This is a genomic window from Corallococcus sp. AB038B (genome assembly GCF_003668955.1).
In the GTDB taxonomy this organism is placed as follows: Bacteria; Myxococcota; Myxococcia; order Myxococcales; family Myxococcaceae; genus Corallococcus; species Corallococcus exiguus.
Genome location: NZ_RAWO01000005.1, coordinates 464,196 through 478,970, shown reverse-complemented (window position 1 = coordinate 478,970; position 14,775 = coordinate 464,196). Strand labels below are relative to the sequence as shown.

General features: G+C 70.2%; 14 protein-coding genes. 8 read left to right on the top strand and 6 right to left on the bottom strand.

Features of this window, described 5'->3' with window-relative positions:
* Window positions 1-98: 98 nt before the first annotated feature.
* Window positions 99-821 carry a hypothetical protein gene (locus tag D7Y04_RS23415; RefSeq protein ID WP_233601544.1) on the bottom strand — a complete coding sequence of 241 codons (723 nt, stop codon included), beginning with the start codon at window positions 819-821 and terminating at the stop codon, window positions 99-101.
* Window positions 822-1,044: 223 nt separating this feature from the next.
* Here D7Y04_RS23415 and D7Y04_RS23410 point away from each other — a divergent pair, with 223 nt between their 5' ends.
* The 7 genes from D7Y04_RS23410 to D7Y04_RS23380 all read left to right on the top strand — a co-directional run bounded on the left by D7Y04_RS23410 (window position 1,045) and on the right by D7Y04_RS23380 (window position 8,714).
* The gene (locus tag D7Y04_RS23410; protein WP_121760748.1) at window positions 1,045-3,258 is read left to right on the top strand and encodes a serine/threonine-protein kinase; all 2,214 of its coding nucleotides are present in this window, start codon (window positions 1,045-1,047) and stop codon (window positions 3,256-3,258) included.
* A 95-nt stretch (window positions 3,259-3,353) separates the two neighbouring features.
* The gene (locus tag D7Y04_RS23405; RefSeq protein ID WP_120575436.1) at window positions 3,354-3,569 is read left to right on the top strand and encodes a hypothetical protein; all 216 of its coding nucleotides are present in this window, start codon (window positions 3,354-3,356) and stop codon (window positions 3,567-3,569) included.
* Between the two features lie 78 nt (window positions 3,570-3,647).
* Entirely contained in the window at window positions 3,648-4,607 is a 960-nt protein-coding gene (locus D7Y04_RS23400; RefSeq protein ID WP_120594397.1) for a CarD family transcriptional regulator, read from the top strand.
* Between the two features lie 83 nt (window positions 4,608-4,690).
* Complete coding sequence (locus D7Y04_RS23395) at window positions 4,691-5,203, top strand: hypothetical protein (RefSeq protein WP_120594398.1); 513 nt, start codon at window positions 4,691-4,693, stop codon at window positions 5,201-5,203.
* Entirely contained in the window at window positions 5,190-6,140 is a 951-nt protein-coding gene (locus D7Y04_RS23390) for a hypothetical protein (RefSeq protein WP_121760747.1), read from the top strand. The genes D7Y04_RS23395 and D7Y04_RS23390 overlap by 14 nt, the downstream gene beginning before the upstream one ends.
* A 20-nt stretch (window positions 6,141-6,160) precedes the next feature.
* A complete protein-coding gene (locus D7Y04_RS23385; protein ID WP_121760746.1) occupies window positions 6,161-7,999 on the top strand; it encodes a glycosyltransferase family 39 protein in 1,839 nt (612 codons plus the stop codon).
* Between the two features lie 148 nt (window positions 8,000-8,147).
* Window positions 8,148-8,714: a hypothetical protein gene (locus D7Y04_RS23380; RefSeq protein WP_120594401.1), complete on the top strand. Its 567-nt coding sequence runs from the start codon at window positions 8,148-8,150 to the stop codon at window positions 8,712-8,714.
* 80 nt (window positions 8,715-8,794) lie between these two features.
* Here the strand turns inward: D7Y04_RS23380 and D7Y04_RS46570 are convergent, their stop codons facing one another.
* Entirely contained in the window at window positions 8,795-9,199 is a 405-nt protein-coding gene (locus D7Y04_RS46570) for an ATP-dependent DNA helicase (RefSeq protein ID WP_147477181.1), read from the bottom strand.
* A gap of 188 nt (window positions 9,200-9,387) precedes the next feature.
* Between D7Y04_RS46570 and D7Y04_RS23370 the strand changes: the two genes are divergently transcribed.
* Window positions 9,388-9,870 carry a hypothetical protein gene (locus tag D7Y04_RS23370; protein WP_233601543.1) on the top strand — a complete coding sequence of 161 codons (483 nt, stop codon included), beginning with the start codon at window positions 9,388-9,390 and terminating at the stop codon, window positions 9,868-9,870.
* Window positions 9,871-9,950: 80 nt separating this feature from the next.
* On the opposite strand, the gene D7Y04_RS23365 is transcribed toward D7Y04_RS23370, so the two are convergent.
* From D7Y04_RS23365 to D7Y04_RS23350, 4 genes are all read right to left on the bottom strand, one after another.
* Window positions 9,951-10,370: an ATP-dependent DNA helicase gene (locus D7Y04_RS23365; protein ID WP_121760745.1), complete on the bottom strand. Its 420-nt coding sequence runs from the start codon at window positions 10,368-10,370 to the stop codon at window positions 9,951-9,953.
* Between the two features lie 160 nt (window positions 10,371-10,530).
* The gene (locus tag D7Y04_RS23360) at window positions 10,531-11,715 is read right to left on the bottom strand and encodes an iron-containing alcohol dehydrogenase (RefSeq protein WP_121760744.1); all 1,185 of its coding nucleotides are present in this window, start codon (window positions 11,713-11,715) and stop codon (window positions 10,531-10,533) included.
* 18 nt (window positions 11,716-11,733) lie between these two features.
* Window positions 11,734-13,197 carry a glutamine synthetase family protein gene (locus tag D7Y04_RS23355; RefSeq protein WP_199749719.1) on the bottom strand — a complete coding sequence of 488 codons (1,464 nt, stop codon included), beginning with the start codon at window positions 13,195-13,197 and terminating at the stop codon, window positions 11,734-11,736.
* Between the two features lie 66 nt (window positions 13,198-13,263).
* Window positions 13,264-14,751, bottom strand: coding sequence for an aldehyde dehydrogenase family protein (locus D7Y04_RS23350; protein ID WP_120594405.1), 1,488 nt, complete (start codon window positions 14,749-14,751; stop codon window positions 13,264-13,266).
* Window positions 14,752-14,775: the final 24 nt, after the last annotated feature.

Sequence of the window (14,775 nt, the reverse complement as noted above, 5' to 3'; positions counted from 1 at the left end):
ACGGGTAGTAGCGGCGCGGCCCCCCCACCTCAATGCGTCGTGGGACTCCACCCGGGGTGTGTGCCCGCCCGCCAGGAGGGAGACTTCGTGGCCCTGTCTTACGGGGAACCCGCGTCCGGAGCGGACCGGGGCGTGGGGTACACGAGGCAGAGCGTGTCGAAGAGCCCCTCCTCCTGCGCGACGTACGTGCCGCCGAGCGCCCGCGCTACCTGCACCACCTCCGTACCGAACGACGGCACGAGGCACAGGTCGTCCGACGTGGTGAAGCGCGTCTTCAGCCGGGCCAGCTCCCGCCGCAGCGTCGCGATGTCCTGGCGCCCGCCGCGCACCGGCACGGATGGGCCGTTGCGGTCCGGCCCCGGCAGCTTGCCCACGCTGGTGCTCAGCTCGAAGCCGTCCGCGCGCTGGATGATGCGCAGCTTGCCGGGGGCCACCTCCTCCAGCCACGCCCGGAAGCCCTGCTCGTCGCGCAGCACCAACCGGTAGGCCACCGGCGCGTCCGGGTGCTGAAGCCACACCTCCGCTGCCTGCGCGCGGAGCACCGCCAGCGCGTCCGACACCTGCGCGAGGAACGTGTCCGAGTCCTCCACGGCGACGAGCACGTCCTTGCCCCGCACCCGCTCCGCCAGCATGGCCGCGTCCCGAGCGAGGGCCGGAGTGAAGGTCTCCGCGCCCAGTCGCACCTGATCTCCCGACAGCTCCAGACGGAGGACGTCGTCCGGGAGAGGTTCGCCCCAGACGGGCGCGGACACAGGCGTGACGGTCGCATCCGCCCAGGTGCCCGCGTCCACGGGAGCGGGTGGAGGGAATCCCGAATCCACGCGGAGTACTGGCTCTGGAGTTACCGTGCGTATCGGTTCGGCGGGAGGAGACTCCCGGCAGCCACCCCATGTGAGGGTGCTCCACACCAGGAGGAAGAATGCAGGGTTACGGGAACAGGCTGGCGAGCGTAGCGGAATATTCCACCAGGAGCGTCTGAATGGCCTCATGATAGCTTCTCGCGGTTTTTGCGAAGGACTCCCCTCCACCGGAGCCGATTCGAACGTGCCGCCGCCCTCCGCCGGCTTCCAGTTCGGCAAGTACAAACTGCTCGAGCGCATCGCGACGGGCGGCATGGCGGAGATCTACCGCGCCCGGATGACGGCGGTGGCGGGCGTGACGAAGCCGGTGGTCATCAAGAAGATCCTCCCCGGTTACGCGGACGACAGCGCGTTCGTGTCCATGTTCATCAACGAGGCGCGCATCGCGCTGGGGCTGTCGCACGGCAACATCGCGCAGATCTTCGACTTCGGCGAGGTGGAGGGCGAGTACTTCCTCGCGATGGAGTGGGTGGACGGCCATCCGCTCTCGCACGTGATGCGCCGGGCGCGGGAGAAGGGGCTGTCCGCGCTGCCGCCGCCGCTGGCGGTGCTGGTGGCCATCGACATGCTGCGGGGGCTGGCGTACGCCCACACGCGGCTGGATGACAACGGCCGCCCGCTGCACATCGTCCACCGGGACGTGAGCCCGCAGAACGTGCTCCTCTCCTTCGAGGGGCAGGTGAAGCTGGTGGACTTCGGCATCGCACGGGCGCGGCTCGCCGGGCGCTCCGACACGAAGGCGGACCCCGCGAAGGGCAAGTACGTCTACTTCGCGCCGGAGCAGGCGCGCGGCGAGGCGCTGGACGCGCGCACGGACGTGTTCGCCGCGGGCACGGTCCTCTACGAGATGCTCTGCGGGCGGCGCCCCTTCGAGGGCTCGCTCCAGGACGTGCTGCGGAAGATTTCCCAGGGCGACTTCCCCCGCCCGCGTGAGTGGACGCCGAACATCCCGGCCGCGCTGGAGCGCATCCTGCTCACCGCGATGGCCACGAGCCCGGAGCAGCGCTACCCCACCGCTCAGGCCTTCGCGGAGGCGCTGGCGCGACAGCTCCACGTCACCGCGCCGGACGTGTCCGCCAGCGACCTGGGCCACTTCATGGGCTACCTCTTCGAGCCGGAGCTCGTGGAGTCCGGCCGCCCGGTGCAGCTGCCGCGCGAGTTCGTCGCACGGGTGGGCCGCTGGAGCGGCGTCGCCGAACCGCCGCCCATCGCCACGCCTCCGGAGGTCCCCCTCCACGACTCCGAGCCCGGGGGTGAGCCCCGAGGCGATTTGACGACGCAGCCCCTGCCCCCACAGGCGATGCCTCCGGAGCCACCGCCCGCGTGGCACCGCTCCCTGCGAGGCTGGGCGGTGCGCGGCGCGCCGGTGGCGGTGGCGGCGCTCGTGGCCACGTGGCTGGGCCTGGTGATGGGTGGCTCCAACACGTTCGCGGTGGAGCTCAGCTCCTCTCCCGCGGGCGCCGCCATCCGCGTGGACGGCCGGACGCTGGCGGAGACGACGCCCACGCTCATCACCCAGCTGCCGTCGGACCGCGACCATGTGCTGGAGGTGCTGATGCCGGGCATGGTGCCCTTCAGCCAGCGCGTGCACGCCGAGCGCGGCACCACGCTGGCGGTCCATGCGCGGCTCGCGCCGAAGCAAGCGGTCGCGGCGCGCGCCCTGCCCCGCGCGGGTCCGGACGACACACCCGCCTCCTTCGCCCGCTACTCCTCCGGCGGCCCGTTCGCGCTCAGCGCGGTCGCGCATGCCCTGCGCGTGCCCCCGTCCCAGGCGGCGCGCATGCGGTTGGATCCATCCCGCGCCTACGGCCTGCGCGTGGAGGGCCGCGTGTCGGTGGGCGGCCCGCTGCCGGTGGCCCAGGCCGTGTACTTCCTGGAGGGCGGCACGGCGCTGACGGCGCGCGACAGCTTCGGCATGGTGGGCGCCGACGAGGTGCTGGTGCGCGACGCCTCCGTCCTCTACGTGTTCCTCTGGGACGACCGGCCCGACGACAACCGCGGCGCGCTCCAGGTGCACGTGCGCGAACAGGCGAGCGGCGCCATCACCACCCTGCTCCTGGACGCGCGCCGGCACGCCGTCTCGCTGTCACCCCACGACGGCTTCACGCTCCGGGAGCTGGATCCGTCCACCACCTATCGCGTCGTCGTGCGTTCGGCCGGGGAACCGGCGCGCACGCGCGGCTTCGGCGGCGGCGAGGTGGGCGGCGTGCTCGCGCTGCACGGCGCGGGGCCGTCCCCGGCCCTGGCCCCGGGCACGCTGGAGGTGCTGGAGGTCAACCAGCCCACGGTGATGCGCGGCGCGAGCTGGCTGCGGCTCGCGTTCCCGGATGACGACGTCCAGGACAACTCCGGCGGCCTCACGCTGGAGGTGACGCCGGTGGCGCCGCTGCACCAGTAGCGAGCGACGGGCCGCTACAGGACACCGCCAGCCTGTAGCCGAAAAATTGATCATCCGGGCGCCGCCCCTACCCTGGGCCGCCACGGAGGACGCTCATGAAGAAGCTGCTGGCGGTGCTGGCCCTGGGGATCGCGGTGATGGCGACGGTGGGACTTTCCACCCGCGTGGACGCACGGCCCGGAAGCACGGCGGACGAGGGGCCGACCGACGCCCAAATCGACGCTGTCCTGGACTCGCAGGCGCACGAGGTCATGGCCAAGCTGTTGGAAGCGCAGCGCAATGCCAACCGGATGACAATGCTTCCCCGGTAATCTCGTGGCATCCGGCGAGGCTCGGTGCTACGACCGGCGCTCGCTTCGGTGATCATTCCACCCGCCCACGAGGGGGCCATGCCAGAAGGGTCCGCTGCACTCCAGCTCCAGGTTGGAGACCGGGTCGTCTACCCCAACCAGGGGGTCTGCCGCGTTGCCGCCATCGACGTGAAGGAGGTGGCAGGCCAGAGCCTCACCTTCGTCACCATGCGCCGGGAGGAAGACGGCGCGGTCGTGATGGTGCCGCAGGGGAAGATCCTCTCCATCGGCGTGCGCAAGGTGGCCAGTCCTGCTGACGTGGAGGAGATCTACTCGTTCCTCCGCTCGGACAGTGACAAGGCGGACCTGGACTGGAAGCAACGCGCGCGCACCAACCTGGACCGAATGACCCAGGGAGGCATCCTGGGTCTGGCGGAGGTCGTCAAGGGCCTCCAGGTCCTCAGCGAGCTGCGGCCGCTGCCCACCAAGGAGCGCGAGCTCTACGACAACGCCCGGCACCTGCTGGTCTCGGAGGTCGCCGCCGCGCTGGGCACCGCCGAGGCCAACGCCGAGGACTCCATCGACATCGTCCTCTTCCCGCCCGGGAAGGAGCGTCCCAAGCGCACCGCCGCGGAGTTCGCGCGGCCCGGTGGCGAAGAGGACGACATGGACCTGGACGGCGACCTCATGGGTCTGGAGGGCGGGGAGCTGGACCTGCCCTCGGACGAGGAGCCGCAGTCCGAGTCCGAGGAGGAGTCCTCCGAGGAAGAAGGCGGCGAGGAGGAAGGCGGCGAGGAGGGGGGCGAGGACGCTCCCAAGAAGCGCGGCCGTCCGCCCAAGGCCAAGCCGGCCGAAGGCGAGGAGGCCGCCGCGCCGAAGAAGCGCGGCCGTCCGCCCAAGCCGAAGCCCGAGGTGGCGGAGGGAGCCGAACCCGCCGCCCCGAAGAAGCGCGGCCGTCCGCCCAAGGCCAAGCCACCCGAGGGCGCCGCACCCGCGGAGCCCGCCGCGCCCAAGAAGCGTGGCCGTCCTCCCAAGGCGAAGCCGCCCGAGGACGAGTGAACCCCACGGCCCTCCGGCCGCCCGCGTCGCGCGTTGAGCGCGCGCCCGGCACCGCGAGGGCCTTCCCGCCGAGGTGACGCCCCGTGATTCGCGTCGTGACGCTGGACCCCTTCGACGACAAGCAGCTCGCCAAGTTCAACCGCACGCTCTACACGGCCTTTGGCGTGGGCAGCGAGCACAGCGGCTCCGCGGAAGTCCCCGCGAGCATGTCCGAGCCCCTGGACGCGGAGAAGCTGCTCGATGAGGTGAAGGGCATCCGGGCCTACAAGGACGACAAGGTGCTGCTGCTCACCTCGCGCAAGCTGAAGGACCGGGACCTGCCCAGCGGCAAGGCGCCCACGTCGGGCTTCGCCAGGTACGGCAAGGACCGGGCAATTCTCTCCATCGCGCCGTTCAAGGACCTGGAGAAGGACTTCAAGCCCATCGCGCGCCACGCGCTGCACCAGCTGGGCACGCTCTGGGAGCTGCACCACTGCCTGGATCCGCGCTGCTCGATGTACCCGCCCTGGACGCCGTCCTTCAATCAGGGCGACCACATCTTCTGCACCTTCTGCCGCGAAAAGAGCGAGCAGAAGATCCGTCTTGCCAAGTCCTAAGGCCCTGCGCGCCCTGCCCCTGGTGGAGCTGGGGGCCCTGTTGCTCGTCGCGCTCTTGTGCCTGGTCTTCCAGCTGAGGCTTCCGGGCCGGCTGCCCACGGACGCGGACGAGCGCGCCATGGCGGACGTGCTGGCCCGTGAAGCGCGCCCCGGGGACGCGGTGCTGCTGTTCCCCTGGTGGACCGAGCGCGCCCGTCTGTTCGTGCCGTCCTCCGTGCCCGTGTACGGGTGGCTGGAGTCGGACGGCGCGGATTTGAGCGCGCACCCCCGCATCTGGGTGCTGGGCCAGCCGGAGCTGCCCCGCTCCGACGTGGGCGCGTTCGACGCGGCCTTCCTCCCCGGCCGCAAGGCGCTGGGCCCCGAGTCGCGCATGGGCCCGCTGTCGCTGCGTCTCTACGAGAACGGCCGCTACCGTCCGCGCCACTGGGTGGCGAGCGAGTCCGCGAGTACTGCGCGCGTGTACCTGGAGCAGCCGGACGGCTCGCGCCGGGACTGCCCCTTCGACGGACGCGTGCACCGCTGCCCCGGCCCGCCGCACCTGTACGTGGCGCCGGAGTGGCACGAAATCCTCTACGAGCCCCGGCACTGCCTGTGGATGCACGCGCCCGGAGGCGCCCAGCGGCTGGTGGCGGAGTTCGCCAACGTGCCGTCCGGCATGGGCCTGCGCCTGGAGGGCGGCATCATCTTCGAGTTCGCGCACTCGAAGGACCCGCGCCTGTCCACCTCGTACCTGGGCGTGGATGACGCGGCCACCGGCGAGCGGCTGTTGGACGTGCCCATTCCACCGGGCCGAGAGGGCGTGCAGAAGGCGGAGGTGGTGCTGCCGCCCGGGCCGCCGCGCACGGTGAAGGTCTGGGTGCAGGCGGACAACGCGGAGTCGCGGCAGGTGTGCCTGGACGTGATGGCGCTGGAGCCCGCGGTGGGGGTGAAGCCATGACAGCTCCGGTGACGTTTCAGATGACCGGACGCCCCGCCACGCGCGAGGAGAAGTTCACGGCCCTGGCGCTATGGGTGCTGGCGTTCGCGGCGCTGTGGAGCACGGAAGCCGCCGTGGGCTTCACTCGCGACGAGAGCGTCTACTTCGCGGCGGCGGAGGGCTATTCGCAGTGGTTCCGGCTGCTGCTGCACTCGCCCGCGCAGGCGTTCACGGACAGCGCCATCGTGCGCGCGTGGGACTACAACCACGAGCACCCGGCGCTGATGAAGACGCTGTTCGGGTTGAGCCACCTGCTCTTCCACGACACGCTGGGCGTGATGCGCGACGCGACGGCCTACCGGCTGCCCGCGTTCGCGATGGCGGCGCTGGTGCCCGCGCTGTGCTTCCTCCTGGGCAGCGCGCTGTACGGCCGCACCGCGGGGTGGTTCGCCGCCCTCTCCTTCCTGTTGGTGCCGCGCCAGTACTTCAACGCGGAGCTGGCGTGCTTCGACATGCCGGTGGCCGCGATGTGGCTGCTCGTCGTGTACTGCTTCTGGCGCGCGCTGGAGAGCACCCGCTGGGGTGTCGCGTGCGGCGTGGCGTTCGGACTGGCCCTCGCCACGAAGCACAACGCCCTCTTCCTGCCGTTCGTGCTGTCGCCGTTCGCGCTGTGGCGCGCGTGGCAGACAAGCGAAGGCAACCCCGAGGCCCGCGTGCGGCTCTTCCGCTTCGTGGGGCTCTTCGTGGCGGTGGCGGTGCTGTACGGCCTGCTGGTGGTGTTCCTGGGCGGGCCCGCCGGGTTCCAGCAGAAGTTCCTGCTCCTGAGCCCGCACACGCTGTTCTTCGTGGGGCTCGCGGTGGGCTGCGCGGTGCTGCTGAGGGATCTGCGGCGCGTCAGCCTGCCGGTGACGCAAGCACTGGTTCCGCTGGCGGCCATGGCGGTGCTGGGCCCCGTCCTCTTCTACCTGCACTGGCCCTACCTCTGGCACGCGCCGGTGGACCGCACCGCGTGGTACCTGGCCTTCCACGCGACGCACAACCACTACGCCTGGTTCTACCTGGGCACGTTGATGCGAGGGCCGCCCTTCCCGCTCAGCTACGTGTTGGTGAAGACGGCGCTGACGGTGCCCACCAGCCTCTTCGTGCCCATGGTGACGGGCTTCGTGGCGCTCGTGGGCCGCGCGCTGCTCAGCGTGAGTGAACGCACGCGCGAATGGGTGCGGATGCCCACCGCGGCGGAGGCACTGGTGGGCGTCAACGCGGTGACGTCCATCCTCATCATCAGCCACCCGCAGGTGCCTCACTTCGGCGGCGTGAAGCACTGGTTCCCGTCCATGCCCTTCCTGGGCATCCTCGCGGGCGCGGCGGTGGCGCGCGGGTGCTTCGCGCTGTGGGAGGTGCTGAAGGCGCGGCGGCCGTCGGTGTCACCGCTGGCGGTGACGGTGCCGGTGTTCGCGCTGCTCATGGCGCCCGCGCTGCTGGGGCTGGTGCGGGTGTTCCCGTACGGCACGGCGGCGTACTCGGAGCTGGCGGGCGGGCTGCCGGGCTCGGCGACGCTGGGGATGCAGCGGCAGTTCTGGTCCAGCCACGTCACCGGCGTGCTGCCGTGGATCAACGAACACGCGAAGCAGGGCGCGCGCGTCTACCTGCACGAGGTCAACGGCTTCTCGTTCCGCGACTACCAGCGCAACGGCATGCTGCGCGCGGACGTGCGAGCGGTGAACAGCCCGTTCGACGCGGACATCGTCGCGTACCAGTACCACCAGGAGTTCCGCGAGCACGAGTTCCTCACGTGGCAGGCCTTCGGCACGCGCACGCCCGTCACCGGGCTGTACCTGGACGAAACGCCGCAGGTCATCGTCTACCAACGCCCGGAGTAGGTCCGGGCCCGGATGACGCAGGAGGCCATGTGCACGACCGTGCACTCGGCGGCCTCACGGGCGTCCACGAAAAGCGGACAGGACCGGAAGGCATGGGGCCGGGGTAGGCTGGCGGTGTCGGCCATTCCACCTTCCCGAGGAGGAACACATGACGCGCTGGACGGGCTTGTTGACGGTGATGGTGCTGGGCGCGGGCATCATCAGTTGCGACGACGCGAAGCCGCCCGCGAAGGTGACGCGCGCGCAGGTGAAGCGCACGGGCCCCTCGACGATGGAGATCATCCCCGTCGAGGGACAGCTCCCCTACTGCATGCTCTTCACGATGTCCGAGAAGGGCATCATCCGGCAGCTCACGCTCACGCGCGAGAACCGCTCCATCCGCTGCGACCCGGGCCGCCCCGTCGCGAACACCAGCTTCCGCGTGCCGGTGCAGGAGGGGAAGGTGCGCGTCTACATCTTCTTCTCCGACGAGCGCGTGCCGGCGGGCTCCGTGGCGCAGCAGCTCTACGACTTGCGCGACCGCGAGCGCGTCACCGCCATGGACCTGCGGCTGCCGGGGCGCATCTTCGTGGAGACGCTGGAGTTCACGCCGGAGACGGGCGAGCCGGAAGCGACGGGCGGCATCGTGGGCGCGGGCGGAGTGGTGACGTCCGACGGAGGCACGGCCCCGGACGCCGGGACCCGCGAGCTGACCGTGGAGCCGCTGGACAACTGAGCTCCAGACGCGAAGAAGCCCGAGGGTGGTCATCCGCCCCCGGGCCTCCGTGCTGCTTCAAGCCGTGACACCGTGGCCGCCTAGTTCAGCCACCCACCGCCGTAGCGGCTGCGCTCCAGCCTGGCCAGGCGCTCCCGCTCCTGCCGCTCGCGCTCCAACCGGGCCTGCCGCTCCCGCTCCTGCCGCTCGCGCTCCACCCGAGCCTGACGCTCCCGCTCCTGCCGCTCGCGCTCCACCCGCGCCTGCCGCTCGCGTTCCTGCCGTTCCCGCTCCATCCGCGCCTGCCGCTCCCGCTCCTGCCGTTCCCGCTCCAGCCGCGCCTGCCGCTCGCGTTCCTGCCGCTCCCGCTCCTGCCGCTCGCGCTCCATGCGGGACTGGTCCTGGCGGCTCACGAGGGGGGTGGCGGCGTGGAAGTCCGCCGCCATCACCGGGGAGCTCGCGACGAGCGCCACAGCCACCACCATCTTCTTGAGCATTGCCTTCATGACCTGCCTCCGTGAGCCGCGTTGTGCTGCGTTCTGAAACTACTGACGGGGAAGGCCCTGCCTGATTCAACCGCGCCATCGGAAGATGGCCCTGTTGAAACACTCTGAAATGAAGCCCGAGTGAAGCCGCTTCTCACGCGGACAGGAGGGGTAGTCTCGCGGTCGGCATCCTTCCCTGGGAAGAACACGTGACGCGCTGGACGGGCTTGTTGACGGTGATGGCGTTGGGCGCGGGCTCCGTGCGCTGCGACGACGCGAAGCCCGCGAAGGTGACGCGTGCCCAGGTGAATCGGACGGGCCCCGCGACGATGGAGATCATCCCCGTCGGGGACCAGCTCCCCTACTGCATGCTCTTCACGACGTCCGAGAAGGGCATCATCCGGCAGCTCACGCTCACTCGGGAGAACCGCTCCATCCGCTGCGAGGCGAACCGGCCTGTCGCCAACACCCGCTTCCGCGTGCCGGTGCAGGAGGGGAAGGTGCGCGTCTACGTCTTCTTCTCCGACGAACCCGTGCAGGCGAACTGGGTGGCACGGCAGCTCTATGAGTTGCGCGACCGCGAGCACATCACCGCCATGGACCTGCGGCTACCGGGGCGCATCTTCGTGGAGACGCTGGAGTTCACGCCGGAGACAGGCGCCGTCGTGGACGCGGGCAGCACCGCCCGCTGACCTCCAGACGCGAAGAAGCCCGAGGGTGGTCATCCGCCCCCGGGCCTCCGTGCTGCTTCAGTCTGTGGCGCCATCGCGGCTTAGTTCACCCAGCTGCCCCGGTAGCGGCCGCGCTCCAGCCGGGCCAGGCGCTCCCGCTCCTGCCGCTCGCGCTCCATCCGGGCCTGACGCTCGTGCTCCTTGCGCTCCCGTTCCATCCGAGCCTGACGCTCCCGCTCCATCCGCTCGCGCTCCAGCCGGGCCTGACGCTCCCGCTCCATCCTCGCCCGCTCCTTGCGCTCACGCTCCAGCCGGGCCTGACGCTCGCGCTCCATCCGCGCCCGCTCCTGCCGTTCGCGTTCCAGCCGCGCCGTCCGCTCCCGCTCGTGCCGTTCGCGCTCCATGCGAGCCTGGTCCTGACGGCTCACGAGGGGGGAGGCGCCGTGGTAGTCCGCCGCCATCACCGGGGAGCTCGCGACCAGCGCCACAGCCACCACCATCTTCTTGAGCATCGCCTTCATGACCTGCCTCCGTTGAGCCGCGTTGTTGCTGCGTTCTGAACCTTCTGACGGAGGAGGTGCCGTCTGATTCAAGCGCACCAAAGGCACGAGGCCCCTCCCGTTTCCCTCGGAAGAGGCCCCGCTGAAACACTCTGAAATCAAGCCGGAGTGAAGCCGCTTTTCAGTACGCCTCGCGGGCCATGGCCAGCAGATCCGCCTCCGTCACGGTGCGCGGATTCCCCTGGTGGGACGCGTCCTGGAAGGCCTTCTGCGCGATGTGCTCCAGGTCCTTCTCCTGCACGCCCGCTTCGCGCAGCCGCGTCGGAATCCCCACGGACGCCGCCAGCTTGCGCACGCGGTCGATGGCGTTCGCCGCGAGCACCTCCTCGCGCGCGTTGGACGTGTCCCCCAGCGCCGTGGCGATGCGCGCCAGCCGCGCCGTGCAGGACGCGCGGTTGAACTCCATCACCGCGGGCAGGACGATGGCGTTCGCCAGGCCGTGCGGCACGTTGGAGATGGGCGTGAGCGCATGCGCCAACGCATGGCTCGCGCCCAGGCCCTTCTGGAAGGCCATGGCGCCCTCCATCGCGGCCACCATCATGTCCGTGCGCGCCGCCAGGTCGCGGCCCTCCTGCACCGCCGTCACCAGCGAGCGCCCCACGCGCATCACCCCGTCGATGGCCACCGCGTCCGCGAGCGGATGGAAGCCATTGGCGACATACGCCTCGATGCAGTGGGTGAGCGCGTCCATGCCCGTGGCCGCCGTGACGGACGGGGGCAGGCCCAGCGTCAACTCCGGGTCGATGACCGCCGCCTTCGGCAGCAGGTACGGGCTGAAGATGACCGTCTTGCGGCCCGTGTCCGCCAGCGTCACCACGCCGGAGCGCCCGACTTCAGAGCCCGTGCCCGCCGTCGTGGGAATGGCGATGAGCGGAGGCAGGTCGTCGCGCACGTACTGGTCGCCGCCCTTCGCGTCGTCGTAGCGGCTGAGCGGCGGCTCGTGCGTGGTGAGCAGTTGCACCAGCTTGCCCGCGTCCAGCGCGCTGCCACCGCCCAGGGCGACGATGCTGTCCGCCTTGTGCGCGCGGTACGCCTCCAGGCCCGCGAACACGTCGCGCTCCGTGGGGTTGGGCTCCACGCGGTCGAACACCGCGCACTCCAGGCCCGCGCCCTTGAGCACGTCCGCCACACGCGCGGCGAGGCCCGCCTTCACCACGCCCGCGTCCGTCACCAGCAGCGGGCGCTTCATGTTCAACCGAGCCGCGTGCGCGGGCAGCTTCTGGAGCGCGCCCGCGCCGAACACGATGCGCGTGGGCCACGCCATCTCCGTGACGCGCGGCTCGGAGGGAATGTCGAAAGTTTTCATGAACGGTCCTCCTTCAAATCAGATGAGTTCCAGGTAGCGCTCCAGCTCCCAGGAGGTGACCGCCCGCTCGTACTGGCGCACCTCCCACTCGCGGGTGCGCACGAAATGGTCCACGAAGCCCTCGCCCAGGATTTCGTGGGCACGCTCGCTGTTCTTCAGCAGGGCCACCGCGCCCTTCAGGGTGCGGGGCAGCGGCTTCGTGTTCTTCGCCTCGTAGGCGTTGGACAGCACGGGCGCGGGCGGCTCGATTTCGTTCTCGATGCCCCACAGGCCCGCGGCCAGGCTCACCGCCATGCCGATGTACGCGTTCATGTCCGCGCCCAGCTGGCGGTACTCGATGCGCATGGACTTGCCGCTGTCGCCGATGACGCGGATGGCGCAGGTGCGGTTCTCCAGGCCCCACGTCGCGGTGGTGGGCGCCCAGGTGTTCTCCACGCTGCGCTTGTAGCTGTTGATGGTGGGCCAGTAGAGCGCCGTCAGCTCCGGCATCAGCGCCACCTGCCCGCCGATGTAGTGCCGCATCAGCTTGCTCATCCCGTGCTTCTGCGACGGGTCGTGGAAGAGGTTCTCCTCCTCCTTCAGGTTCCACAGCGACTGGTGCACGTGGCCGGAGCAGCCCGGCAGCTTCGGATCCACCTTCGCCATGAAGCACGCGGACACGCCGTGCTTCGCGCAGATCTCCTTCACCACCGTCTTGAAGAGCGCCGCGCGGTCCGCCGCCAGCTCCAGCGTGTCGTAGCGGATGGCGGCCTCGAAGACGCCGGGGCCCGTCTCCGTGTGGAAGCCTTCGATGTTGAGCCCGTACGCGTTGCACCCGTCGATGAGCGCATGCACCAGCGGCGCGTTCATGGACGTGCGCAGCCACGAGTAGCCGAACATGCCCGGCGTCAGCGGCGTGAGGTTCTTGAAGCCCTTTTCATGCAGGCTCTGCGGGCCTTCCTTGAAGAGGAAGAACTCGTACTCGGCGCCGAACTTGGGCAGGAAGCCCAGCTTGCGCGCGCGCTGGCCCATCTTCTGGAGCAGCTGGCGCGGGCTCGCCTCGAAGGGCGTGCCGTCCGGGTTCACGAAGTCCAGCAGGAACGCCGCGGTGTCCGGCTCCCACGGGATGATGCGCGCGGTGGACAGGTCCACCTTCGCGGGCGTGTCCGGGTAGCCCGTGTGCCAGCCCGTCACCTTCGTGTTGTCCAACAGCTCGTCGCCCAGGTCCCAGCCGAAGACGACATCGCAGAAGCCCATGTTGCTCTTCGCGGCGCTGTAGAACTTCTCCAGCGAGACGTACTTGCCGCGCAAGATGCCATCCATGTCGATGGCGCCCACCTTCACCTTGCGGACGCCCTTCTCGTCCATCCACCGGCGCAGGGAGTCCATGTCCCCCTGCTGTCCGGGCACCGCTCGCGGCCCTCCCTCGCTCCGCTCCTTCGCGCGAGCCCGGCGGGCCATCGCCGGATGGGTGAGCACCTTGGCCTTGGGACGCGACGCCATGCGGACCTTCCTTTTCTTCGTCATTCGGCGGTGAAGCAGTGAAATGGAATGGAGCGCGCGGGTGCGTCAGGGAGACGGCAACTTCGTCCACACGGCCTTGGTCTGGAGGTAACCATCCAGCGCGTGGTGGCCCAGGTCCTTGCCCCAACCGGATTCCTTGTAGCCACCGAAGGGCGCCGCGTCGTCGAACTCGTTGAAGCAGTTGATCCACACCACGCCGCTCTTCACCTGCTTCGCCAGCGCGTGGGCCTTGGCCACGTCACCCGTCCAGATGGACGCGGCCAGGCCGTACTGCGTGCTGTTCGCCATCGCGATGGCCTCCGCGTCGTCGCGGAAGCGCAGGCAGCTGAGCACCGGGCCGAAAATCTCCTCCTGGGCAATCTTCATGTCCGGCTTCACGTCGCCGAAGATGGTGGGCTTCACGAAGCAGCCCTTCGCCTTGAAGCCCTCGGTGTCGCGGCCACCGCCCGCGAGCAGCTTCGCGCCCTGCTGCTTGCCGCTCTCGATGTAGCCCAGCACCACGTCCATCTGCTTCTGGCTCACCAGCGCGCCCATCTCCGTGGACACGTCCAGCGGGTCGCCCACCTTCATCGTGCGCGCCTTCTCCGCGAGCTTCGCGACGAAGGCCTCGTAGGCGTCCTGGTGCACCAGCACGCGGCTGCCCGCGTTGCAGGTCTCACCCTTGTTGCCGAAGATGCCCCAGAAGCACGCCTCCACCGCGCGGTCGAAGTCCGCGTCCGGGAAGATGATCTGCGGGCTCTTGCCGCCCAGCTCCAGCGTCAGCTTCTTCAGGTTGCTCGCGGCCGACGCCTGCAGCAGCCGGCGCGCGGTGCGGCCGGAGCCGGTGAACGAAATCTTGTCCACGTCCGGGTGGCGGGCGATGGCTTCACCCGCGGGGTCACCCAGGCCGGTGACGATGTTGATGACGCCCGGCGGGAAGCCCGCCTCCAGCGCCAGCGCGCCCAGCTTCAGCGCGGTGAGCGGCGTGTACTCGGACGGCTTCACCACCACCGTGCAGCCGGCGGCCAGCGCTGGCCCCAGCTTCCAGCCCAGCATGCACGTGGGGTAGTTCCACGGAATGATGGCGCCCACCACGCCCACCGGCTCCTTGAGCGCGTAGGTGTGGAAGGGGCCGTCCACAGGCAGCACCTCGCCCGTGATGGTGCTGGCCATGTCCGCGAAGTTCGCGAGCGTCGCGGAGGCCGGCGCCACGTCTCCCCGGATGGCGTCCTTGAAGGTCTTGCCGTTGTTCAGCGACTCGACGAGCGCGAACTCCTCGCGGCGCTCGTAGAGCAGGTCCGCCAGCTTGCGGATGAGCTTGCCGCGCTCGCGGCCGGTCATCTTTCCCCACGGCCCGGATTCGAAGGCGCGGCGCGCGGCCTTCACCGCGCGGTCCACATCCGCGGCGGTGCCCGCGGGCACGTCCGCGATCTTCTGGCCGGTGGCGGGATTCACCACCGCGAAGGTGCCCCCTTCGATGGGGTCCACCTGCTGCCCGTCGATGAGCAGCTTGAGCACGGGGAGCTTGGGAGTGAGCGAACGAGCGTCGGTCATGGCGAGGCCTCGGGTGAGCACGGC